This is a genomic window from Rhodopila sp. (genome assembly GCF_965277165.1).
Lineage (GTDB): Bacteria > Pseudomonadota > Alphaproteobacteria > Acetobacterales > Acetobacteraceae > Rhodopila.
The window spans coordinates 1,618,884-1,639,263 of record NZ_CBDICE010000005.1; the positions used below are offsets into that span (position 1 = coordinate 1,618,884).

General features: G+C 66.8%; 20 protein-coding genes. 8 read left to right on the forward strand and 12 right to left on the reverse strand.

Going from position 1 to position 20,380, the window contains the following annotated elements; all coding sequences use genetic code 11:
- The first annotated feature begins 81 nt into the window (after positions 1 to 81).
- The 4 genes from ACQY4Y_RS08160 to ACQY4Y_RS08175 all read left to right on the forward strand — a co-directional run bounded on the left by ACQY4Y_RS08160 (position 82) and on the right by ACQY4Y_RS08175 (position 5,325).
- Positions 82 to 2,169 (forward strand): transketolase-like TK C-terminal-containing protein, encoded by a 2,088-nt coding sequence (locus tag ACQY4Y_RS08160; protein ID WP_428490052.1) that lies wholly within the window; start codon positions 82 to 84, stop codon positions 2,167 to 2,169.
- Positions 2,170 to 2,278: 109 nt separating this feature from the next.
- Complete coding sequence (gene gap, locus ACQY4Y_RS08165) at positions 2,279 to 3,292, forward strand: type I glyceraldehyde-3-phosphate dehydrogenase (RefSeq protein WP_428490053.1); 1,014 nt, start codon at positions 2,279 to 2,281, stop codon at positions 3,290 to 3,292.
- 242 nt (positions 3,293 to 3,534) lie between these two features.
- A complete protein-coding gene (locus ACQY4Y_RS08170) occupies positions 3,535 to 4,722 on the forward strand; it encodes a phosphoglycerate kinase (protein WP_428490054.1) in 1,188 nt (395 codons plus the stop codon).
- Positions 4,723 to 4,761: 39 nt separating this feature from the next.
- A complete protein-coding gene (locus ACQY4Y_RS08175) occupies positions 4,762 to 5,325 on the forward strand; it encodes a nucleoside 2-deoxyribosyltransferase (RefSeq protein WP_428490055.1) in 564 nt (187 codons plus the stop codon).
- A gap of 91 nt (positions 5,326 to 5,416) precedes the next feature.
- Here ACQY4Y_RS08175 and ACQY4Y_RS08180 read toward each other — a convergent pair whose 3' ends face one another.
- On the reverse strand, positions 5,417 to 6,553 hold the full coding sequence (locus ACQY4Y_RS08180) for a M20 family metallopeptidase (protein WP_428490056.1): 1,137 nt from the start codon (positions 6,551 to 6,553) through the stop codon (positions 5,417 to 5,419).
- A gap of 115 nt (positions 6,554 to 6,668) precedes the next feature.
- Between ACQY4Y_RS08180 and ACQY4Y_RS08185 the strand changes: the two genes are divergently transcribed.
- From ACQY4Y_RS08185 to ACQY4Y_RS08195, 3 genes are read left to right on the forward strand one after another with little or no spacing between them, the layout of a single operon-like run.
- The gene (locus ACQY4Y_RS08185) at positions 6,669 to 7,091 is read left to right on the forward strand and encodes a MaoC family dehydratase (RefSeq protein WP_428490057.1); all 423 of its coding nucleotides are present in this window, start codon (positions 6,669 to 6,671) and stop codon (positions 7,089 to 7,091) included.
- Entirely contained in the window at positions 7,091 to 8,011 is a 921-nt protein-coding gene (locus tag ACQY4Y_RS08190) for a bifunctional riboflavin kinase/FAD synthetase (RefSeq protein WP_428490058.1), read from the forward strand. Before ACQY4Y_RS08185 ends, ACQY4Y_RS08190 begins: the two co-directional genes overlap by 1 nt.
- Before the next feature lie 57 nt (positions 8,012 to 8,068).
- Entirely contained in the window at positions 8,069 to 8,821 is a 753-nt protein-coding gene (locus ACQY4Y_RS08195) for an alpha/beta fold hydrolase (protein WP_428490059.1), read from the forward strand.
- Positions 8,822 to 8,978: 157 nt separating this feature from the next.
- On the opposite strand, the gene ACQY4Y_RS08200 is transcribed toward ACQY4Y_RS08195, so the two are convergent.
- The 7 genes from ACQY4Y_RS08200 to ACQY4Y_RS08230 form a co-directional block, all read right to left on the reverse strand.
- Entirely contained in the window at positions 8,979 to 9,257 is a 279-nt protein-coding gene (locus ACQY4Y_RS08200; protein ID WP_428490060.1) for an RES family NAD+ phosphorylase, read from the reverse strand.
- The gene (locus ACQY4Y_RS08205) at positions 9,257 to 9,598 is read right to left on the reverse strand and encodes an antitoxin Xre/MbcA/ParS toxin-binding domain-containing protein (RefSeq protein WP_428490760.1); all 342 of its coding nucleotides are present in this window, start codon (positions 9,596 to 9,598) and stop codon (positions 9,257 to 9,259) included. Before ACQY4Y_RS08205 ends, ACQY4Y_RS08200 begins: the two co-directional genes overlap by 1 nt.
- 56 nt (positions 9,599 to 9,654) lie before the next feature.
- Complete coding sequence (gene cobT, locus ACQY4Y_RS08210; protein ID WP_428490061.1) at positions 9,655 to 11,532, reverse strand: cobaltochelatase subunit CobT; 1,878 nt, start codon at positions 11,530 to 11,532, stop codon at positions 9,655 to 9,657.
- A 12-nt stretch (positions 11,533 to 11,544) separates the two neighbouring features.
- Complete coding sequence (cobS, locus tag ACQY4Y_RS08215; protein WP_428490062.1) at positions 11,545 to 12,561, reverse strand: cobaltochelatase subunit CobS; 1,017 nt, start codon at positions 12,559 to 12,561, stop codon at positions 11,545 to 11,547.
- 87 nt (positions 12,562 to 12,648) lie between these two features.
- On the reverse strand, positions 12,649 to 13,170 hold the full coding sequence (locus ACQY4Y_RS08220) for a J domain-containing protein (protein ID WP_428490063.1): 522 nt from the start codon (positions 13,168 to 13,170) through the stop codon (positions 12,649 to 12,651).
- A 116-nt stretch (positions 13,171 to 13,286) separates the two neighbouring features.
- The gene (locus ACQY4Y_RS08225; protein WP_428490064.1) at positions 13,287 to 14,039 is read right to left on the reverse strand and encodes a maleate cis-trans isomerase family protein; all 753 of its coding nucleotides are present in this window, start codon (positions 14,037 to 14,039) and stop codon (positions 13,287 to 13,289) included.
- A complete protein-coding gene (locus tag ACQY4Y_RS08230) occupies positions 14,036 to 14,782 on the reverse strand; it encodes a carboxymuconolactone decarboxylase family protein (RefSeq protein WP_428490065.1) in 747 nt (248 codons plus the stop codon). The genes ACQY4Y_RS08225 and ACQY4Y_RS08230 overlap by 4 nt, the downstream gene beginning before the upstream one ends.
- A gap of 280 nt (positions 14,783 to 15,062) precedes the next feature.
- Between ACQY4Y_RS08230 and ACQY4Y_RS08235 the strand changes: the two genes are divergently transcribed.
- Entirely contained in the window at positions 15,063 to 15,623 is a 561-nt protein-coding gene (locus ACQY4Y_RS08235; RefSeq protein WP_428490066.1) for a fasciclin domain-containing protein, read from the forward strand.
- 356 nt (positions 15,624 to 15,979) lie between these two features.
- Here ACQY4Y_RS08235 and ACQY4Y_RS08240 read toward each other — a convergent pair whose 3' ends face one another.
- The 4 genes from ACQY4Y_RS08240 to ACQY4Y_RS08255 all read right to left on the reverse strand — a co-directional run bounded on the left by ACQY4Y_RS08240 (position 15,980) and on the right by ACQY4Y_RS08255 (position 20,133).
- Positions 15,980 to 16,738 (reverse strand): anti-sigma factor, encoded by a 759-nt coding sequence (locus ACQY4Y_RS08240; RefSeq protein WP_428490067.1) that lies wholly within the window; start codon positions 16,736 to 16,738, stop codon positions 15,980 to 15,982.
- Positions 16,735 to 17,304 (reverse strand): sigma-70 family RNA polymerase sigma factor, encoded by a 570-nt coding sequence (locus ACQY4Y_RS08245; RefSeq protein WP_428490068.1) that lies wholly within the window; start codon positions 17,302 to 17,304, stop codon positions 16,735 to 16,737. Before ACQY4Y_RS08245 ends, ACQY4Y_RS08240 begins: the two co-directional genes overlap by 4 nt.
- A 340-nt stretch (positions 17,305 to 17,644) precedes the next feature.
- Entirely contained in the window at positions 17,645 to 18,619 is a 975-nt protein-coding gene (gene hemB, locus ACQY4Y_RS08250) for a porphobilinogen synthase (RefSeq protein WP_428490069.1), read from the reverse strand.
- Positions 18,620 to 18,942: 323 nt separating this feature from the next.
- A complete protein-coding gene (locus ACQY4Y_RS08255) occupies positions 18,943 to 20,133 on the reverse strand; it encodes an ABC transporter substrate-binding protein (RefSeq protein WP_428490070.1) in 1,191 nt (396 codons plus the stop codon).
- Between the last annotated feature and the right edge of the window lie 247 nt (positions 20,134 to 20,380).

The following is a 20,380-nucleotide window of genomic DNA, read 5'->3' on the forward strand; positions in this document are numbered from 1 at the left end:
ACCGTCCGGTAATGGCTTCGCCCGGCCGGGGTGATGGCGCGATGACGCCGATCCGAAACCAAACCCCGTCAAGGAGACGGCATGGACGTCCCCATCGTATTGCCGCCGGACAATCCCGCCCTGGCCCGCCGGTCCGCGATCCCGGCCGAACCGATCGCTCCGTCACGCCTAATGGCGGATGCTGTCCGCGCCTTGGGGATCGATGCGATAAGACTATCGAAGCCCGGTCACTCCGAACCGCCGATCGACCCCGCTCAAATCGGCGTGGCCCAAATTGGCATGGCGGATGTCGCGACCGCGCTTTGGACCCGGTTCCACAAATTCGACGCGGCCGATCCTCGATGGCCTGACCGCGACCGTTTCGTTTTGTCCGCCGGCCATCACTCGATACTGCTGCGCGCGCTGATCCACCTGACCGGGCATGACGCGATGTCGATCGATGACATCCGCGCCGGGCCGGCCGCCGCACTCTATCCTGATCACGCCGGCCATCCAGCGATCGAGACCGCCTCTGGCCCATCCGGGCAGAGCTTGGCGACCGCCGTCGGAATGGCGCTCGCCGAACGCAATATGGCTGCGCGCTTCGGCAAGTCGCTGGTCGATCACCGGACCTGGGTGGTCGCCTCGGATGACGATCTGATGGTGGGGGTCAGCCACGAGGCCGCCGTGCTCGCCGGGCACCTTGGCCTTTCGAAGCTGGTGGTGCTGTATCACGATGAACGCTGCTCGACCGATGGCGATCGGGCGTTGTTCTGTTCCGACGACGTGCTGAAGCGGTTTTCTGCCTATGGCTGGGCCACCAAACAGGTCGAGGGCGATGATTCGGCCCAGATCAACGCGGCTCTGTCCTTCGCCGTGCGCTCCCGAAAACCCACGTTGATCGCCTGCCGCGCGGCGATCCCGCCACCAGCCGCCAATGTCGCGGCAACAAACCCAGCCGCCGACTCGACGTCGGATTTGACGGCCACCGCCGGCGCCAGCCCGCGCACCGGTTGGCACGACCGCCCCTTGGCCCCGGCCGATGTGACCCAGCGCTGGCACGCCGTCGGCAGCCGAGGCGCCGCCGCGCGCCGTTCTTGGCTGAAGCGTCTCGCCCGACACAACCAGCGCGGCGAGTTCGAACGGGTGATGTCGGGCCGCTTGCCGGACACCTGGCATGAGGCGGTGGCCGAACTGAAGCAGCGCATCGCCGAGTGTCGGCTAGCGGCCGCCGGTCGCACTTCAAGCCGCGCTCCAGACCGTGTCCCGGGACACGCCCCGGGACATGAGTGCCTGGACATGCTGGTCGCCGCTACCCCCGAACTGATTGGCGGTTTGGCCGGCCCGACCGCGGCGAACGACACCCCGGCAAAGGGCATGGCGCCGATAGCCGTCGGCAATTACGGCGGCCGACATATTCACTACGGCATTCGCGAGCACGCCATGGCCGCTGCCGCCAACGGCATGGCGCTGCATGGCGGTATCATCCCGTATGTGGCGACAGGCGTTGCCTTCAGCGACTCGCTGCGGCCGGCGTTGCGGATGGCGGCGATCATGCGTCAGCGCGTGATATATGTGCTGACCCACGAAGCCGCCGCCACCGGCCGGGACGGCGCCACCGATCACCCGGCCGAGCATCTGGCCGGCCTGCGCGCGATGTCCAATCTTCACGTGCATCGTCCCGCCGACAGCATGGAAACCGCCGAATGTTGGGAACTCGCGCTGCGTCGGGCGGACGGTCCCAGCCTGCTGGTGCTGCCAGGCCGGACCCTGCCGACAGGGCGCACCGACGCGGCCGAGAACCGCTGTGCCCGCGGCGGTTACGTCCTGGCCGAGGCCGAGGGATCGCGCCAGGCCACCCTTATCGCAACCGGATCGGAAGTGGCGATCGCCGTGGCCGCTCGTGACCATCTGGCGGCCGCCCGCGTCTTCGTCGCAGTCGTTTCGCTACCGTGCTGGGAACAATTCGCCCTGCAGGATATCGCGTATCGCGCCCGGGTCCTGGGCACCGCGCCGCGCGTCGGCGTCGAGGCCGCCTCAGGCTTCGGCTGGGACCAGTGGCTGGGTCAAGACGGCACTTTCATCGGCCTGCCCGGGCCAGTCGCGTCCGCCGGCCATCCGCGGCGCGATGCGGATTTCGCGATCACGATCGACGCCGTGGTCGCCGCAGTGACCCGCCGTGTCGGATGACAGCGCATCAAACCGGCACGCCGCGCGGGCGGTTAGCGTTGATTTGTCCCAAAGACTGTGGCGTTAAGGCTGTATCACATACCAAATGGTAACCGAACGGGAGCAAGTCATGGCGGTAAAGGTCGCGATCAACGGATTTGGGCGCATCGGACGCCTGGTGCTGCGCGCCATCATCGAAAGCGGGCGGGACGATGTGGTGCCGGTTGCCATCAATGACCTGGGCAGCGTCGAGGCCAACGCGCATCTGTTTGCCTACGACAGCGTGCATGGCCGGTTTCCTGGCCAGATCGAGGTGTCCGGCGACGCCATCACCATCCGCCACAACGGCAAGGTCCATGGTCCGCTGAAAGTGTCCGCCGAACGCGACCCCACCAAGGTGCCCTACAAAGGTGTCGATGTGGCGCTGGAGTGCACCGGCATCTTCGCCAGCAAGGCCAAGGCGTCGGCGCTGCTGACCGCGGGCGCCCGCAAGGTGCTGATCTCCGCCCCCGCCGATGAGGTCGACGCGACCATCGTCTATGGCGTCAACCACAAGACGCTGACGAAGGACATGACGGTGGTGTCCAACGCATCCTGCACCACCAACTGCCTGGCGCCGATGGCCATGGTGCTGCAACAGCGCTTCGGCATCCTGCGCGGCTACATGGTGACCATCCACGCCTATACCGGTGATCAGAACACCGTGGACACGCTGCACAAGGATCTGCACCGCGCCCGCGCCGCGGCGGTTTCCACGATCCCAACCTCGACCGGCGCCGCCCGTGCCGTCGGGCTGGTGCTGCCGGAATTGAAGGGCAAGCTGGACGGCACCGCCATCCGCGTTCCGACCCCCAACGTCTCGCTGGTCTCGCTCGACGTCAATCTGTCGCGCCAGGCCACAAAGGAGGACATCAACGCCGCGATGCAGGATGCCTCGAAGGGCGAGTTGGCCGGAATCCTGGACTACAGCACTGCGCCGCTGGTTAGCGTCGACTTCAACCACAACCCCGCCTCCTGCAGTTTCGACGCCACCCAGACCGCGGTGGTGGACGGCGCCCTGGCCCGGGTCATGGGCTGGTACGACAACGAGTGGGGGTTCTCCAACCGCATGGCCGACACCGCCGCGCTGTTCGGCAGCCTGTAAAGCCAGTCTGGGTGCCGCGGCGGGGTTGATTGGGGTCTGAACCAGCGGTGTTGGGCCGGCAGGGCCCTTTGAATCGGTGGCGCTCCCTGGACAGCTTTCCCTGATCGACTTCCCTTGCGCAAATTCGCCTGGATAACGTCCCTTGGGGACCACCGCTGCCGGGGAAGCGCCGCGTTAGCCAAGGCCGCCTTACACAACGTCCACCGCGAACCGTGTTAGCGTCTCACGCAGGAAGTTCAACCATGCCTTTCCGTACCCTCGACAACCTCGACGTCGGCGGCAAGCGCGTCCTGCTGCGCGCCGACCTCAACGTGCCACTGCGCGACGGCAAGATCACCGACTTGACTCGCATCGAGCGCCTGTCGCCCACGATTCGCGAACTGTCGGGCAACGGCGCCAAAGTCATCGTCTGCAGCCATTTCGACCGCCCGAAAGGCAAGCGCGTCAAGGCAATGTCGCTCGCCCCGATCGCCGCCGCGCTTGGCGAAGTCCTGGGCCGGCGCGTCCGCTTCGTCGAGGACTGCACCGGCGTCGCCGCCGAACAGGCGGTCGGACTGTTGACGGAGGGAGGCGTGCTGGTGCTGGAAAACACCCGCTTTCACGCCGGCGAGGAGGCCAACGACCCTGAATTCGCCGCCGCCCTGGCCCGGCTGGCGGAAATCTTCGTCAACGACGCGTTCTCTGCCGCCCACCGCGCCCATGCCAGCACCGAGGGCGTGGCGCACCTGCTGCCGGCCTATGCCGGGCGCCTGATGCAGGCCGATCTGCAGGCACTCGATGCCGCCCTGGGTAACCCGGCACGTCCGGTGGCGGCGATCGTCGGCGGCGCCAAGGTGTCGACCAAGCTGGAACTGATCGGCAATCTGGTCGGCAAAGTCGATCTGCTGATCATCGGCGGCGCGATGGCCAACACGTTCCTGGCCGCCCAGGGCAAGCGGGTCGGCAAATCCCTGCAGGAGGCCGACATGCACCCAACCGCGCTCGACATCCTTGGCAAGGCGCGTGACGCCGGCTGCCGGATCTGGCTGCCCACGGATGCCGTCGTCGCCCGCACGTTCGAGCCGGATCCGCCGACCGAGGTGGTGCCCGCCGACGCGGTTCCGGCCCACTCGATGATCCTCGATATCGGGCCGGCCTCGGTGGCGGACTTGATCCAGCAACTCCCGTCATTGCAAACCCTGGTCTGGAACGGCCCGCTGGGTGCGTTCGAGACCCCGCCGTTCGAAGCCGCCACGGTCGCCCTGGCCCGCGCCGTCGCGGCCGCCACCAAGAATGGGCTGCGCAGCGTGGCCGGCGGTGGCGACACGGTTTCGGCCCTGCGCCACGCCGGCGTGATCGACCAACTGACCTACGTCTCCACCGCCGGGGGCGCCTTCCTGGAATGGCTCGAGGGCAAGACCCTGCCCGGCGTCGCCGCGCTGGCGGACTGACCCGATCAAGGCCGGCCCGACCCTGCTGCACGAACCGACATGACACGGGTGTATCTCGCCGGCCCAGACGTCTTCCTGCCCGATCCGATCGCTTGGATGCAGCGCAAGAAGGCGATCTGTGCCGGTTTTCATCTGGTCGGCGTGTCGCCGCTCGATGACCTGCCGGATCAGCCGCCCGACTGGCTGGTCCTCCCCGAATGGCAGCGCATCGCGTTGCGCAACGAAGCCCATATCAGAAGCTGTGCCGCCGTCGTCGCCAACCTGACCCCGTTCCGCGGGCCCAGCGCCGACGTGGGCACGGTTTACGAGGTCGGGTTTGCCCGCGGCCTCGGCCTGAAGCTGTTCGGTTACGCCACGGTGTCCGCCGATCTGCTCGACCGCACCCAATCCCTGGTCGGCGCCCGCCAGCAGCCGGAGGGAACCTGGCGCGATGCCGACGGATTGCTGGTGGAACAGTTCGGTCTGTTCGACAACCTGATGATCGAGGCCGCGATCAACGGTTCCGGCGGCGCCCTGGTGCGCGACGATCAGGATCGCTGGCGCGACCTGTCGGTGTTCGAGCGCTGCGTGCAACTGGCCGCGCAAGCCATGCTCGGCGGCTGATCATGCTGCCCGATGCCGCTGCCCGGTGGCCCCAACGACCGCCACCGTCAGCCTGATTTACGCGCCTTGAACGTTCGAAGCCGCGATCATGCTAAAGCGTCTCCAGCAGTCCCGCCATCAGCGCCGCCCGCTGCGCCAGATGGCCCCACAGAATGTGCTCGTGGCTGGCATGCGCGCCCGCACCCGGACAGCCCAGCCCGTCCAGCGTCGGAATCCCCAGCGCGGCCGAGAAATTGCCATCCGAACCGCCGCCGCGATGCTGCTTCGGCAGCGCCAGGCCGACCTGCTGGGCAATCCCCTGCGCATGCGCGTAGAGCGAGCCGATCGCCGCGCTTTCGGTATAGGGCGGCCGGTTCATCCCGCCCTCGACGATCACCCGACAACCGGGCGTTTTCGCCGTCAGCCCCAACAGCCGCTGCTCCATCACCTCCCCATCCGCCGCCGAGTTCACCCGCAGATCGATCTCGCAGCCGGCATCCGGAGCAATCACGTTCGGCCTCGACCCGCCCCAGATCGGCGCGGCGTTCAGCGTGATCCCGCGCTCGATGTCCACCATCCGGTGCAGTCCAATAATCTGGTGCGACAATTCGATAATCGCTGAGGCGCCATCCTCGAACGCGCCGCCGGCATGCGATCCGCGCCCCTCCACTCGCATGATGAACCGCCCCACGCCCTTCCTGGCGGTCACGCACGCCCCGCCCGCGCCGGCCGGTTCCGGGATCAATACCGTCGCCGCCAGCGCCGCTTCCCGCTCGATCAGCCAGCGGCTGGTCGGACTGCCGACTTCCTCATCCGGCGTCAGCAACAGCACGATCGGCCGAGGCGTCGGAATACCCTGCAGCAGGATCGACCGCAGCGCGTGGAATGCCAGAAAGCTGCCTGCCTTCATGTCGTATATGCCTGGGCCGTGCGCCTTGGCGCCGTTCACCACGTAGGGCATCGGGTCCAGCGTGCCGTGTGACCACACCGTGTCGAGGTGCCCGGCGACCAGGATCGGTTTCTCCGCGCCGGATTTGGCCGCCACCGGCGTGCGCGCGATCAGATTGTCGCCGTAACCGTCGCGTCCGGCAATCCGCGTGATTGCGGCCCCGGCGCGGGTCAGTTCACCCTCGGCCACGTCCATCAGCCGGTTCACCGCCGCCGCATCGGTCGTCGGGGTCTCCATTCGTACCCAGGTGGAAAGCTCCGCCAACAGGTCCTCGGAGCAGCCAATTTGCGTTGCCGGCATGATACCCTCTCGGTTCCGGATCAATACTGTGTGCGCATGCAACGCCGGGATGTCCGGCTGCTTTCGGCACGGTTCATGAGTTGCCGAGGCATCACAACAAACCGGGATCGCCAGAATGTCCAGCTTCTATAGCTTTGGCGACCTGTACATCGGCCAGACCGAGACCCTGTCCAGGACCATCACCGACGCCGACGTAACGATACATGCGGCCGTCAGTCTCGATACCAACCCCGTCCACCTCGATGAAGAAGTTGACCGCCGGTCCCACTTCGGCGCACGCGTCGCGCACGGCATGTTGTCTGCCGGTCCGATCTCGGCACTGCTTGGCGCCCGGTTGCCCGGCCCCGGCACGATCTATGTCAGTCAGTCGCTGACCTTCCATGCGCCGGTGAGGATCGGGCAGACCGCCACCGCCATGGTGCGAATCACCGATTTGAACCTGCTGCAGAAAAGCGCCACCCTGCGCACCACTTGCATGGTGAAGGAGAACGTTGTGATCGATGGCGAAGCCTGTCTCCTGGTGCCCTCGCGTCGCTGATGCGGATCTTTACCGATTGGCGCGACGTGCCAGAAGATGCCCGCGGCGCCACCGTCGCGCTGGGCAACTTCGATGGCGTCCATCGCGGCCACGCCAGCGTCATCCGCGCCGCCCATGCCGCACGTCCCGACGCCCCCCTCGCGGTGCTCACCTTCGAGCCCCATCCGCGTGAGGTGTTTCGTCCCGATGATCCACCGTTCCGCCTGACCCTGTCCGCCGAACGCGCCGACGCGCTGGCCGCGCTTGGTGTCGATCTGCTCTACGAACTTCCATTCAACCAACAGTTTAGCCTGATGACCGCCGATGACTTTGTCGGCCAGGTCCTGCATCATGGCTTCGGCGCCCGCCATCTGGTGTCCGGTCAGGACTTCGCCTTCGGCCACCGTCGTGGCGGCAACACCTTCTTCCTGGCCAAGCGGGCGGAAACCCTCGGCATGGGACTGACGCTGGTGCCTCCGGTCGCCGACGCGCAAGGACCGCTGTCGTCATCGCGCATTCGCCGAGCACTGCAAGACGGCTATCCGGAACCGGCGACCGCCGAACTCGGCCGTCCATGGGCGATCCGAGGCATCGTCAGCCACGGCGACCAACGCGGCCGCACCATTGGCTTCCCGACCGCCAACGTGCCGCTCGGCCGCCATCTTGAGCCGGCGAGGGGGGTCTATGCCGTCACCACCCGCCTGGCCGACGGCACCACGGTCAAGGGCGTCTGCAACATCGGCCGCCGCCCCACCGTCAATGCCGGTACCGAAAGCCGGCTGGAGGTCAACCTGTTCGACTTCGATGCCGACATCTACGGCACCGACATCACGGTCGCGCTGCACACCTACATCCGCGCCGAGACCAAGTTCTCCGGCCTCGACGCGCTGAAAGCCCAAATCGCCGCCGACGCGGCCGAAGCAAAACGGCTGCTCGGCTGACCTTGCTTTGATCCGGCGCCGCAGGCAGCGTGCTCGGTAAAGCCCAGGAGGAACCCGATGCCGACCCTGCAGCGCCCCGATGGCGAGATCCATTACCAGACCTTCGGGGCCGGCTTCCCGGTGCTGCTGTTCGCCCCCGGCGGCCTGCGATCGCGCATGGAGATGTGGCCCGCGCCCGCCTCGGGCCCCGCGCGCCCTTGGGTGGATTGGACCCAGGCGCTGCCGGCGGCCGGCTTCACCGCAGTGGCGATGGATCAGCGCAACGCCGGCGCTTCGGTCGCCGCCATCGAGGCGGACCACGGCTGGCACACCTACGCCGCCGACCATATGGCGCTGATGGACTATCTCGGATTCGAGAAATTTCATGTCCTCGGCGGCTGCATCGGCGGCAGTTTCTGCCTCAAGGCGGCGCAAACCGCGCCGAATCGCGTGGCCTCGGCGGTGTTGCAGAACCCGATCGGCTTGCATCCGGACCATCCCGAATATTTCCCCGACAGCCACGCCGAGTGGACCAAGGAGCAAATGGCCGCCCGCCTCGAACTAAACTCAGACGCGTTGGCCGGATTTGGCCACAACATGTGGGACCATCCGTTCGTGTTCTGCGTCGAGCAGGACTTTGTCCGTCGCTGTCCGGTTCCCACCTTCTTGCTGCCCGGCAGCGACATCCCACACCCGGCGGCCACCAGCGCCGAACTGGCCGCGCTGCTGCCAGGGGTGGAGGTGCTGAAAGACTGGCGCGGCCCTGACCACCTGGACCAGCAGCGCGACCGGGTCGTGGCGTTCCTGAAGGCTAATACCCCCGCCGGCTAGCCCTCGCCGGCCAATGGCCGCCACCGCCTGGGGTCGAAGCCGAACGCCTCGATCGTGCGCACCGCGGCCTGGGCGGCATCGGGATGACGCGGATTGAGCAACACGTCCAGGCGTGCGGCACCAATACGGACGGGACAAGCAGGGCACACGACTGTGCCTACGCCAACCACGTGTTTCCCACCTCGACGCTGTCCGCTCCGCTGGCGAACATCCTGTCGGGGCCATCCGGCACCACGACTTGCATCAGCACGAAATCCACCGGCAAGAGCTCGAACGGCAGATCGAAGTGGACGCGCACCTCCAACGCCGCCAGAGCGGGGTGTTCCGCCAGATAGACCAGCGGCCGGCCGACACTGTTCCATCGCCCGCCAAACCGACGGGCGCCCTCGCCGCTAAGATCCGCATGCGCGCGGCGGCAAAGCCGCCACGCCAGCATCAGGCACCAAGTCCGTGCGCAATACGCCCCAGGATCGCCCCGACCTGCCGGGTGCCGATATCGGTATCCAGACGGTCCAGCGGCGCCTCGCCGTCCAGCAACGCTGTCGGCCGACGCAGCCAGGTATGCACCTTGGCTCGCTCGCCGAATGTCGTCTCGGCGTCCTCGATGATGCGCAACAGGCGGCTCAACCGATCGGATTGTTCGGCGGTCAGCGACCCCAGGCCACGCCGGTGCGCCAACGTCTTGCGCGGCAACGCCAGCCGGTCCAGTTCAGCGAGGGAAATGCGGCCATCGGCGAGGGCGTCGTCCACCACTCGAAGCGGCAGACCTTCGCGCACATACGGCAACCAGGTCGCCGGCGATTCCGCAAATCCCGCGGGCTTTGCCTAACCGCTCAGACCACGATCGCCGCGCGTTCACCGGCCGCGCGGGCCCAGGCCGCGTCCATGTCCTCGTCGAACAGTTCGGTCAGCTTCTTCATCATCGTGCCGCCGAGTTCCTCGGCATCGACGATCGTCACCGCCCGGCGGTAATACCGCGTCACGTCATGGCCGATGCCGATGGCGATCAGCTCCACCTGGTCGCGGTTCTCGATATCGCGGATCACCTCGCGCAGGTGCTTCTCCAGGTAGTTTCCGGGGTTCACAGACAGTGTCGAATCATCTACCGGCGCACCGTCGGAAATCACCATCAGGATGCGCCGGTGTTCCGGCCGTACCAGCAGCCGGCGGTAGGCCCACAGCAACGCCTCGCCGTCGATGTTCTCTTTCAGCAGCCCCTCGCGCAGCATCAGCCCCAGGTTCTTGCGCGCCCGCCGCCACGGCGAGTCCGCCGCCTTGTAGATGATGTGGCGCAGGTCGTTCAGCCGCCCAGGGTTCCGCGGCTTGCCGTCCTGCACCCATTTCTCCCGGCCCTGGCCGCCCTTCCAGGCCCGCGTGGTGAAGCCCAGCACCTCGACCTTCACCGCGCAGCGTTCCAGCGTGCGCGCCAGGATATCGCCGCACATCGCCGCCACGGTGATCGGCCGGCCGCGCATCGACCCCGAATTGTCGATCAGCAGCGTCACCACCGTGTCGCGGAACTCCATATCCAGTTCCCGCTTGTACGACAGCGCCAGCAGCGGATTGATCACCACCCTGGCCAGCCGCCCGGCATCCAGCAGGCCCTCATCGAGGTCGAATTCCCATGCCCGCGTCTGCTGCGCCAGCAAGCGCCGCTGCAGCCGGTTCGCCAGTTTCGAAATCACCCCCTGCAGGTGCTGCAGTTGCTGATCCAGTTGCTGCCGCAGCCTGGCCAGTTCATCCGCGTCGCACAGGTCCTCGGCATCGACCTCTTCGTCAAATTGCCGCGTATAGGCGCGATAGACTGCATCGCTGTCCGGATTGGGCCGTTCCCGCCGCGGCTGTGGACCGCCGGGTCGATCGTCGCCCTCGGCCACCGCCGCCTCTTCCTCGGACTCCGAGCCGTCATCGTCAGCGGCCTCGCCTTCCATCTCCTCGGGCTGAGCGCCCAGCATCGAATCCTGTTCTGACTCCGACTGACCCTCGCCATCCTGGGAATTATCCTGCGACCCGGACTGCTCGCCGCCGTCCTCGCCATCCTCGGAATTGTCGTCCGGGTCGGCATCGACCTCGGCCTCGGCCAGGTCCAGCGCCGCCAAAAGCCGCCGCGACGCCCGCGCGAACGCCCCCTGGTCTTGCTGCGCTGTCATCATCTCCGACAGTGCCTGATCGGCCGAATCGCTCAGCGTGTCGCGCCAGAGATCCAGCACACGCCGAGCCGCCTCGGGCCCGGCATCGCCTGACAAGCGCTCGCGCGCCAACAAGGCCAGTGCCTTGTCGATCGGCAACTGGTCCTTGCGGGTCATCCGGTCATAGCCCTCGGACTCGCATTCCTCGGCCAGTTTGGCACGCAGGTTGGCGCTGACGCCGTTCATGAAGCGCGACCCGACCACCTCTACCCGCACCTGCTCCAATGCGTCGTAGGCGTCCTTCGCCTCCCGCCGGGTCGGCATCCGCTGGGCGTGCAGGCCGTCGTCGTGATGGCGCAGCCGCAGCGCGATGGCGTCCGACTGGCCGCGCAGCTTCGCCATCTCGGCGGCGGGCAGGGCGCGCGTCGGCAGCGGCAGTCGCGCCCGCTTGCCGGATACGCCGGAGGGTCCGGGCTGAAATGCCACCTGCACATCGGGCTGTTCAGCGATCGCGCGCAGCACGCCTGCTGTAGCGCGCTTGAAATCTTCGGCCCTGGCGTTGTCCTTCGTGCTCCCGCTCATGCCAGACCCCGCTTAGGCGAACTTCCGAGTGGTAAAGCCACCAGTCGGGATGTCCTCGTTGAAGCAGCGCTGATAATATTCGCCGACAGTGGACCGCTCGGCCTCGTCGCACTTGTTCATGAACGTCACCCGGAAGGCGAAGCCCACATCGCCGAAGATGCGCGCGTTCTCCGCCCAGGTGATCACCGTCCGAGGCGACATCACGGTCGAGATATCCCCGTTGATGAACCCCGCGCGGGTCAGGTCGGCCAGCGCCACCATGCTTTCGATGCGCTTCTTGGTGGCGCTGTCCTTGGCGCCGTCGATGCCCATCTTTGCCATCACGATGCCGGTTTCCATCGCGTGCGGCAGATAGTTCAAGGTTGCAACGATATTCCAGCGGTCCATCTGCCCCTGATTGATCTGCTGGGTGCCGTGATACAGCCCGGTGGTGTCGCCAAGCCCAACGGTGTTCGACGTCGAGAACAGCCGGAACGACGGGTGCGGCCGGATCACCCGGTTCTGATCCAGCAGGGTCAGCTTGCCCTCGACCTCCAGCACGCGCTGGATCACGAACATCACGTCCGGCCGCCCGGCGTCATACTCGTCGAACACCAGCGTGCAGGCGTGCTGCAGCGCCCACGGCAAAATCCCCTCGCGGAACTCGGTGATCTGCTTGCCGTCCTTCAGCACGATCGCATCCTTGCCGATCAGGTCGATGCGGCTGATATGGCTGTCGAGGTTGACCCGGATGCACGGCCAGTTGAGCCGCGCCGCCACCTGCTCGATATGGGTCGACTTGCCGGTGCCGTGGTAGCCCTGGATCATCACACGGCGGTTGTAGGCAAAGCCCGCCAGGATCGCCATCGTGGTTTCCCGATCGAAGCGATACGACGTGTCGATGTCCGGCACGTGCTCGGTACGCACGGAAAACGCAGGCACCTCCATGTCAACATCAAGATCGAAAATCGGCCGCGCCGACACCTTGGTATCGGGCAGGTTGATCTCGGACGTCGGGCGGGACGGGGCAATATCGACAGCCGTGTTCATAGTCCAGCGTTTCCTGTTGCAATTGGCAGAAAGTCTAGCGTTGCCGGCGTGGCGCGCAAGGGCGGCGCGAGGCTGATGGTCTTCGGTCTAGCCGGTGGCCGCGACCCGAGCCTCGGAGCCAAGCCTGGAGCGCACCGCCGCGTAGGCAAGATTGATCGTCTTCAGGCGTTCCTCGGCATCACGGCTGCCGCCGTTGGCGTCGGGATGATGACGCTTGGCCAACTCCTTGTAGCGGCTCTTCACCGCATCCAGCGTGGTCGGCCACGCAAGGCCCAGAGTCGCCAACGGCTCTCGCAACTCCGCCGGTGCCTGGTGCGGGTCCGGCCGCTTCTGAGTCTTCATCCGCGCCGCGGCCAGGATGTGCAGCGGGTCCTTCAATACGTCCTCGTCCCAGGCCGTGTGGCCCAGGCTGCCAATCGGCCAGGTCGGCCGCTGCCAGGACGTGTCGGCACGCAACTGCGCCTCGACCTCGGCCGGCGACATGCCTTTGTAGAAATCCCACCCGGCATTGTAGGCGCGGACATGGTCTAGGCAGAACCAATGATATTCGTTCAGGCTGGACCGCGACTTCGGCGCCCGGTACTCGCCGGCCTCGGCACAGCCCGGCATGTCGCACCCCCGGCCCAGAGGCGCGGCCGGGTCCGGCGCGTAGGCCCGGGGCCGCCCAGAGGAGTGTCCCGGGGAGTGTCCAGCGGCGTGTGGAGGGCGTCGCATCATCGCAGCCTTTATGTGCGCCGCGACGGGCCGTTGGCAATGGTCGTTGAACTCAGCAGCCGGCCAAACCCGTTGACATGCCGATGTATGCCAAGCACCTGCAACGCATGCCAGACCAATACCTGGTTGCTGGTGATCACCGGGATACCGAGCGTTGCCTCCAGCGCGGCGATCAGCCCGGCGGAACGAATTGCGGTGCAACTGATGAAGCAAGCGTCCGCCACCACGCCCGACGCTGCGGCCTGCACTTGCGCGACAATCGTTTCGGGCCTGATCGCGGCCATTTCGGTGTTGCTGTCCACGCCGAGGCAACTGCCGCCGGTCACCCTCACCCCGTGTGCCCCTAGAAACGCGACCTCCCGCTGATGCACGGCTTCGACATAGGGCGTCACCAGCAGCACCCGCCGGGCACCCAGCGTCGCCAGGCCCGCCAGGATCGCGTCGGCCGTGGCAATCGCGCGTCGCCCGGTCGCGGCGCTGATGCGGTCACGGATCTCGCCGGCCAGATGTGGAGCAAACGTCGATACCGCGGTGCAGTGGAAGGCGATCACCTCGGGCTCCGCATGTCCCAGCAGCGCGGCCGCGTGTTCCAACTGAATCAGCATCGCCAGCAGTTCGGCGGCGGAACTGCCGCGCAGCTCCAACCGCGTGGTCAGCATCGTGACATCGGGCGGCAGCATCGCCCGCAACTCGGTCTCCGCCACACTGTTGCCGGATGGCACCAGCACGCCGAGGCGGCGGTCGCCGTAGCTGATCGCGGTCACGCGGCGAATGCCGCGCCGATCGCGCCCAAGGCGTTCAATGCCGGCGGAAACCCGGTCAGCGGCGCGGTCTGGATGATCGCCTCGATCACCTGCGTCCGGTTCAGCCCGACATTCAGCGCCGACCGGCCGAACTTTGCCACCTGTTCGGGCAGACGCAGCGCGGTGAAGGCGGCGACCGCCACCAGCGCCCGCTGCCGATGCTCCAACCCCGGCCGCGACCAGATCTCGCCATATCCGTAACGGATCGCCGCCGGATACAATTCACCGGTCACCGGATTGTCCGGCGACGCATACCCCTCGCTCGCCCGGCTGCCATGCAGTTGCGCCATCAGCGCCGCTCCGCGCTGGTCCAGCACCTCCAGCGACACCTCCTCGGGCGGATCGGCGGGAAACTGGATGCCGCGTTCGGCGAACACCTCCCCGGCCAGCGGCAGCGTCTCCTCCGCCGCCGAGAACCCCGAATAGAGCGACGCCTGCACCAGGATCTCGCGGATCGCCTCGGCGCCCAGCCCATGCTCCAGCCCGGCGCCGATGTGGCGCCGCAGCGCCCGCGGCCGAGGCCCGACGCCAAGCGCCGCGATCGAGCAGATCAGCCGGTCGGGCAGGGCAAGACCCGGCCGGGTCCAGATCCCGCCATACGCCGCCTCGGTCAGCAGGTTGGCCAGCCCAGCCGGTTGGGCGGCAGACCCGAACAGAGTCCGAAGCATCGCTTCGCCCTGATGACGCATGTCATGTCGGGTCATTTCCTATCTCCACCGAGAGAGCGGCAGTGTTTGCCGCTACGCCCCCGAAGTCCATCCGACGTCGACCGCCGAACCGTCGAGCGGTCTGAATCGGCAGCCGACCCGCCTGCCCGAGGCCCACTCCGGCCGGCACCGGCGGCCACATCCCGACCCCGTGGCATGCCCCGCTCAGCCGGACCGTTGCAAAAAAACCGTCCGCCCGCTGCATCCAATCGGCCGGCTCCGCACGAGAACATCACAGCGACCGGTCACGGCCGCCAAACCAGCGAGGAGTCGCACCATGAAGACCGCTGCCCTGCTTACCGCCATCCTGCTGACCGCGTCCGCCCCGGTGTTCGCGCAGTCGATGTCCGAGCCGACCGTCCGCGTCGGCGGCCAGTCGATGTTCCCCAACAAGACCATCGTCGCCAACGCGGTTAATTCCGCCGATCACACCACGCTGGTCGCCGCGGTGAAGGCCGCCGGCCTGGTGGATACGCTGAACGGCAAGGGTCCGTTTACCGTGTTCGCGCCGACCAACGAAGCCTTCGACGCGCTGCCAAAAGGCACCGTCGCCACCCTGGTCAAGCCCGAGAACAAGGCGATGCTGACCAAGATCCTGACCTACCACGTGGTCCCGGGTGACTACACGACGACAAAGCTGCGCTCGATGATCCTGGCCGGCCACGGCGTAGCGACGCTGACCACGGTGGAAGGCGGCAAGCTCTATGTCATGATGAACGGTTCCAACAACCTCAGCGTGAAGGACCAGAAGGGCGACATCGCCGACATAACCATCTCCGACGTCAATCAATCCAACGGCGTGATCCAGGTCGTGGACCACGTATTGCTTCCCGGCTAACTGACGCCCGCCTGACCGAGACGCCGCCGCAAGGCGGCGTCTCAACCACGCCGCCGCCGGCTTCGCTTCGTGCCATGAGCGGCCTCGGCGCATGGCACAAACGAATATCCCGCCCACCGTCATGGCGAACCCGGATTGATCCGCGTCGTGGCCAATTCGGCTCAATCCGGGTCGAGGCTACCCTGGACCCATCGGTATTGCGGTCGATCCGGATCCATCCGTGTCATAACTTCACCCAATCGATCCGTGCCATGGCCGGCCTTGGACCGCCCACCTGCGTCCTCCCGGCTCCGCCAAGGCAACGCCGGGGATCGCCAGCCGGCTCGCGCCAGCCGCGAAGCCGCCGCCCCGCCACCTCACTCCAACGCCGTCAACTGCCCGCCATACAGCACCGGCCCGGTCGGCTGCCCGGTCGGCGAACCGCCGCGCGGTTCCAGGCTTACCAGCAACTGCGTGCCGGCCGGCAGCGCGGCAGCCAACTGCCGACCCGCCGCCGGCAAGACCCCGAGCGAGCGGGGTCGCGTGTCCCCGGCTCCCAACGCCCAAAGCTCCAGGTCGTGATCGCCAGGCACCGTGATCGCCCCGTCCGGCCGGATGCTGGTCACTCCGTTCGATCGGGTCGTCGCCAACAAGACCGGGACGCCTCCCGTCATCGGCGCCAGCACCGCGACCCGAGGCGGCGAGCGATGCAGCACGACTATCGCCAGCGATGCGGCGATCGCCAGCGCCGCACCGGTGCTTGCCTGCCAGATGCGCAGCCGACGCCGCAACCCAAGCGGCACCACGTCGGCCACCGCAGCAGATATCGAGGATTTTGCCCCCGCCACCGAGGATGCCGCCCCTGCGGCCTGGGGCGTCATCGCCATCCCCGCCGCCCCCGCCTCCGCCGTTGCCCCCGCCGTTGCCACGTCGATGCGGTCCCACAGCCCCGCCGGAGGCGCGACCGGCGGCGCGCAGGCCGCAAGCGGCATCAGCCGCTCTTCCCAGCCGCGCACCGCGGCGGCGAACGCCGCATCGGTGGCGAGCAACTGCGCGGCCGCCCGCGCATCCTCGCCTTCTAGCGTTCCCAGCACGTATTCGGCGGCGATCAGATCGCGATCCGCTGCGTCACTCATGTCGCGAGGCACTCCCGCAGCGACAGCAGGCTGCGGCGAATCCAGGACTTCACGGTCCCCAGCGGCACCGACAGATTCTCCGCCAGCTCGCTGTGCGACAGGCCTTCGACGAACGCCATCACCACCAGCCGCTGCCGTTCGGCGTCAAGCAGACCAAGGCAGCGGCGCAACGCCGCGCCCTCAGCGCTGCCGACCAATTGGGCCAGCGCGTCCGGTGTGTCGTCGGACTGCTCGCTTGGCTCATAGCCCGGGATCTCACGTGCCCGCCGGCGCACGATGTCCAGCGCTCTGTAGCGGACCAGGCTGATCAGAAACGCCTCGGCACTGCCACGCGCGGGGTCGAACCGGGATGCCTGCTGCCACACCTGCACGAATGCATCCTGGGTCGCGTCGGCGGCGAGGCCAGTCTGGCGGGTGATCCGCAGCGCTATGCCATTCAGACGCCCACCCCAGCGGTCGTAAAGCAGCCTGAACGCCGCCCGATCGCCCCCGGCGCAGCGCAGCAACAGCCCCGCTGTGTCATCGGCGGCGAACGGAGCAGTGCGCGGCGGCGGGTCGTTCGGCATGCGGCAGGCCTCGGGATCGCAAATCCTAACCTATACGGCGGCTGATGCGTATCGGATGCATTGACGCCGCACCCACGTGCCTCGCCGGCGAGGCACGAACCAGCCTTCGGCTCCGCCGCGCCCGCGCCGCCGCGCCTTGCCGTGGCGGCGCGCGTCCGAAGCCGATAACCGCCAACATCGAAACGCAAGGACCATGGCCGACATCGATCCGACCAGGTGGCAGCAAGCCGATGCTAACGACACCCAGCTCCGGCGATGACGAATGCTGATCGTGGTGACCCGCATCGCCGTGGCCTTGTTGGCGTGCATATCATCCTGATGTCGACCGGCGGCTGGCGTCTCAGAACCCGTGCCGGGCAATGTCCAGGGCGAAGTAGCTCAAGATCAGGTCGGCGCCGGCGCGCTTGATCGCGCCAAGGCTCTCGCGCACCGTCCGGTGTTCATCGATCGCGCCCGCCTGCGCGGCGAACTTGATCATCGCGTATTCGCCGCTCACCTGATAGGCCGCCAGCGGCAGCAGGCTGCGCTGGCGGATCCGGGTCAGCACATCCAGGTACGGCATCGCCGGCTTCACCATCAGCATGTCGGCGCCCTCGGCCTCATCCACGTCGGATTCGCGCAACGCCTCGCGCCCGTTCATCGGGTTCATCTGATAGGCCTTGCGATCACCCTCCAGGTCGCAGCCCGCCGCCGCTCGGAACGGACCATAGAACGCCGAGGCGAACTTCGAGGAATACGCCATGATCGGAATGGTGCCGAAGCCGTTGCCGTCCAGCGCGGAACGGATCGCCGCCACCTGGCCATCCATCATCGACGACGGAGCGATCATGTCGGCACCGGCCCCGGCCGCGATTACCGACTGCTTGCCGAGGTTCTCGATGGTGTGGTCGTTGTCCACCTCTCCGCCATGGATCACCCCGCAATGGCCGTGCGAGGTGTATTCGCAAAAACACGTGTCCGAGATCAGCATCACCTCCGGCGCTGCGTCCTTCGCCCGCTTGATCATCCGCGCCAGTAGGCCGTCCCGGTTCCACGCGTCGCTGCCGATGGCATCCTTGCGATGGCTGACGCCGAATGTCATCACCGCCTTGATCCCGGCCGCGGCGATTTCCTTCATCGCGGCGTCCAGCTTGCGCTCCGGAATGCGGAAAATGCCCGGCATCGAGTCCACCGGTGCGAAGTCGTCGAGCTCCTCCTCGACGAAAATAGGGTAGATCAGGTCGTTCAACGAGACCGTGCTTTCCTGCAGCAGGTCCCGCATCACTTGGTTGCTCCGCAGCCGGCGCAGCCGCATCGTGGGGAACTGACTGACCATCCGCACTCTCCTACACCTGCGAGGTCGCGCTGCGGCACGAGCGTGCCGGCGGCCCCGTCACCCACGACCCGCGGGCAAGCCACGCCGGTCGTTGACGGCCCAGCCCGCATCGGCCCAGCCGCATCGGCAAACACATCGCTGCACCCTGGCGCTGCCAGCATGATCGCGCCGCGCGGAACGTGCAAGGCGCGAAAATCACGCGACAAAACAACAACACCGCTCGCCGCCGGCCCGATCACCCGGCCATGCGCCCAACGGCGCCAGGCTTCGCCCCGGATCGAACCGTGCCGGTGCCCACCATGCCCCCATTGGGCTGGACCGGACTACTGCGGCAGCAACCGATACATCTTCCCGTCGAACTGGCTCAGCCGCATGCTTTTCATCGGCCGATAGTCGGTCGGGCTCGTGCTGATGGTAATCCCCGGAAGCACCATCGGCAGCTTGGTGGTGTCCGGCAGGCTGGTAGCCGCCTTCATGATGTTCTCCCGCGACAGATCGTCGCCGGCCCGCCGCAGCACCAGGACCAGCGCCTGAGCCATGGTGTAACCATAAGCCCACACCGGATTGGCCGCATCGCTCTCGGGCGCGTATTTCGCCCGCCAGGCCTGATACTGCTTCATCCCGGCATCGTCCGCCCAGCCCGGGTCGGTCGGGTCCTTCAAATACTGCGCGGTAATCACCCCGACCGACTTGTCCAGCCCGGCCGACACCAGCGCCGGGTTCACCAGCGCGCCGTTGGAATCGATGATGTGCAGCGGGTGCCAGCCGATATCGGCCACCTTGCGGATCGACATCGCGGCGAATTTCGGTGTGCTCGCATCGTACAGCAGGTCGGCGCCCGAGGCCTGCAACTGCAGGATCTGCGAATCGATGGTCGGGTCGGTGATCTCGTACGACAGCGTCTTGACCACCATCTTGGCGTATTTGTCGCCCAAGCCGTCCTTCAATCCGTTGACATAGTCCCGCCCAAGGTCATCGTCCTGGTACAGGATGCCAATCTTCGCGTCCGGCTTGTGCTGCAGGATATACTTGGCATACATCTGTCCTTCCAGACGGTAACTTGGCTGGAACGGAATGCTCCACGGGTACAGCTTCGGATCGGTGACGAACATCGACGCTCCGGACCCAAGCCAGATGTCAGGCACCTTCTTCTGATTGACATACTTGCGGATCGCCGCGTTCGGCGCGGTGCCGATGGTCTGGAACAGGATCGCCACCCGATCCTCCTCGATCAGCCGGCGCACCACCTCGATCGTCTTCGGCGGGCTGTAGCCGTCATCGACCGCGATCAGGTCGATCTTGCGGCCATTGATGCCGCCGTGGTCGTTGATCATCTTGAAATAGTCGGACTCGGCGGTGGAGATTTGCCCATACGCACTCGCCGGACCGCTGAACGGCGCGCTCTGGCCGATTTTGATTTCGCTGGCGGTCACCCCCACCATCGCCTTCTGCGCCCATCCCGGAACCGACAATCCGGCAAGCAAAACCGCCGCCGCGAAACCCATCCTGATCATTGAACATCCGTCCCGTCGTTTCGCTTCACTTTGAGTGACGTCGCCATCAGGTGCAAGCGCCGACCAGGTCCGCATTTCCAGCCGTCGTGGGTTCCCCGCCCGAACGTTGACGCTGTGACGCCGAAACATCACTGTCCGCCGCATTGGCTGGACCAGGCCGAACTCAGAAGGATATCAGCTAATGACGACGATACACCGGCGCCGAACGGTGAACTCCAGTGGTCCGATTCCGGGCCTGAGCGACGAT

What these genes read in the sequence shown, in the direction of transcription:
- ACQY4Y_RS08160 (WP_428490052.1), top strand. Translation starts at nt 82, where the DNA reads ATGGACGTCCCCATCGTATTGCCGCCGGACAATCCCGCCCTGGCCCGC.
- gap (WP_428490053.1), top strand. Translation starts at nt 2,279, where the DNA reads ATGGCGGTAAAGGTCGCGATCAACGGATTTGGGCGCATCGGACGCCTG.
- ACQY4Y_RS08170 (WP_428490054.1), top strand. Translation starts at nt 3,535, where the DNA reads ATGCCTTTCCGTACCCTCGACAACCTCGACGTCGGCGGCAAGCGCGTC.
- ACQY4Y_RS08175 (WP_428490055.1), top strand. Translation starts at nt 4,762, where the DNA reads ATGACACGGGTGTATCTCGCCGGCCCAGACGTCTTCCTGCCCGATCCG.
- ACQY4Y_RS08180 (WP_428490056.1), bottom strand. Translation starts at nt 6,553, where the DNA reads ATGCCGGCAACGCAAATTGGCTGCTCCGAGGACCTGTTGGCGGAGCTT.
- ACQY4Y_RS08185 (WP_428490057.1), top strand. Translation starts at nt 6,669, where the DNA reads ATGTCCAGCTTCTATAGCTTTGGCGACCTGTACATCGGCCAGACCGAG.
- ACQY4Y_RS08190 (WP_428490058.1), top strand. Translation starts at nt 7,091, where the DNA reads ATGCGGATCTTTACCGATTGGCGCGACGTGCCAGAAGATGCCCGCGGC.
- ACQY4Y_RS08195 (WP_428490059.1), top strand. Translation starts at nt 8,069, where the DNA reads ATGCCGACCCTGCAGCGCCCCGATGGCGAGATCCATTACCAGACCTTC.
- ACQY4Y_RS08200 (WP_428490060.1), bottom strand. Translation starts at nt 9,257, where the DNA reads ATGCTGGCGTGGCGGCTTTGCCGCCGCGCGCATGCGGATCTTAGCGGC.
- cobT (WP_428490061.1), bottom strand. Translation starts at nt 11,532, where the DNA reads ATGAGCGGGAGCACGAAGGACAACGCCAGGGCCGAAGATTTCAAGCGC.
- cobS (WP_428490062.1), bottom strand. Translation starts at nt 12,561, where the DNA reads ATGAACACGGCTGTCGATATTGCCCCGTCCCGCCCGACGTCCGAGATC.
- ACQY4Y_RS08220 (WP_428490063.1), bottom strand. Translation starts at nt 13,170, where the DNA reads ATGCCGGGCTGTGCCGAGGCCGGCGAGTACCGGGCGCCGAAGTCGCGG.
- ACQY4Y_RS08230 (WP_428490065.1), bottom strand. Translation starts at nt 14,782, where the DNA reads ATGACCCGACATGACATGCGTCATCAGGGCGAAGCGATGCTTCGGACT.
- ACQY4Y_RS08235 (WP_428490066.1), top strand. Translation starts at nt 15,063, where the DNA reads ATGAAGACCGCTGCCCTGCTTACCGCCATCCTGCTGACCGCGTCCGCC.
- ACQY4Y_RS08240 (WP_428490067.1), bottom strand. Translation starts at nt 16,738, where the DNA reads ATGAGTGACGCAGCGGATCGCGATCTGATCGCCGCCGAATACGTGCTG.
- ACQY4Y_RS08245 (WP_428490068.1), bottom strand. Translation starts at nt 17,304, where the DNA reads ATGCCGAACGACCCGCCGCCGCGCACTGCTCCGTTCGCCGCCGATGAC.
- hemB (WP_428490069.1), bottom strand. Translation starts at nt 18,619, where the DNA reads ATGGTCAGTCAGTTCCCCACGATGCGGCTGCGCCGGCTGCGGAGCAAC.
- ACQY4Y_RS08255 (WP_428490070.1), bottom strand. Translation starts at nt 20,133, where the DNA reads ATGATCAGGATGGGTTTCGCGGCGGCGGTTTTGCTTGCCGGATTGTCG.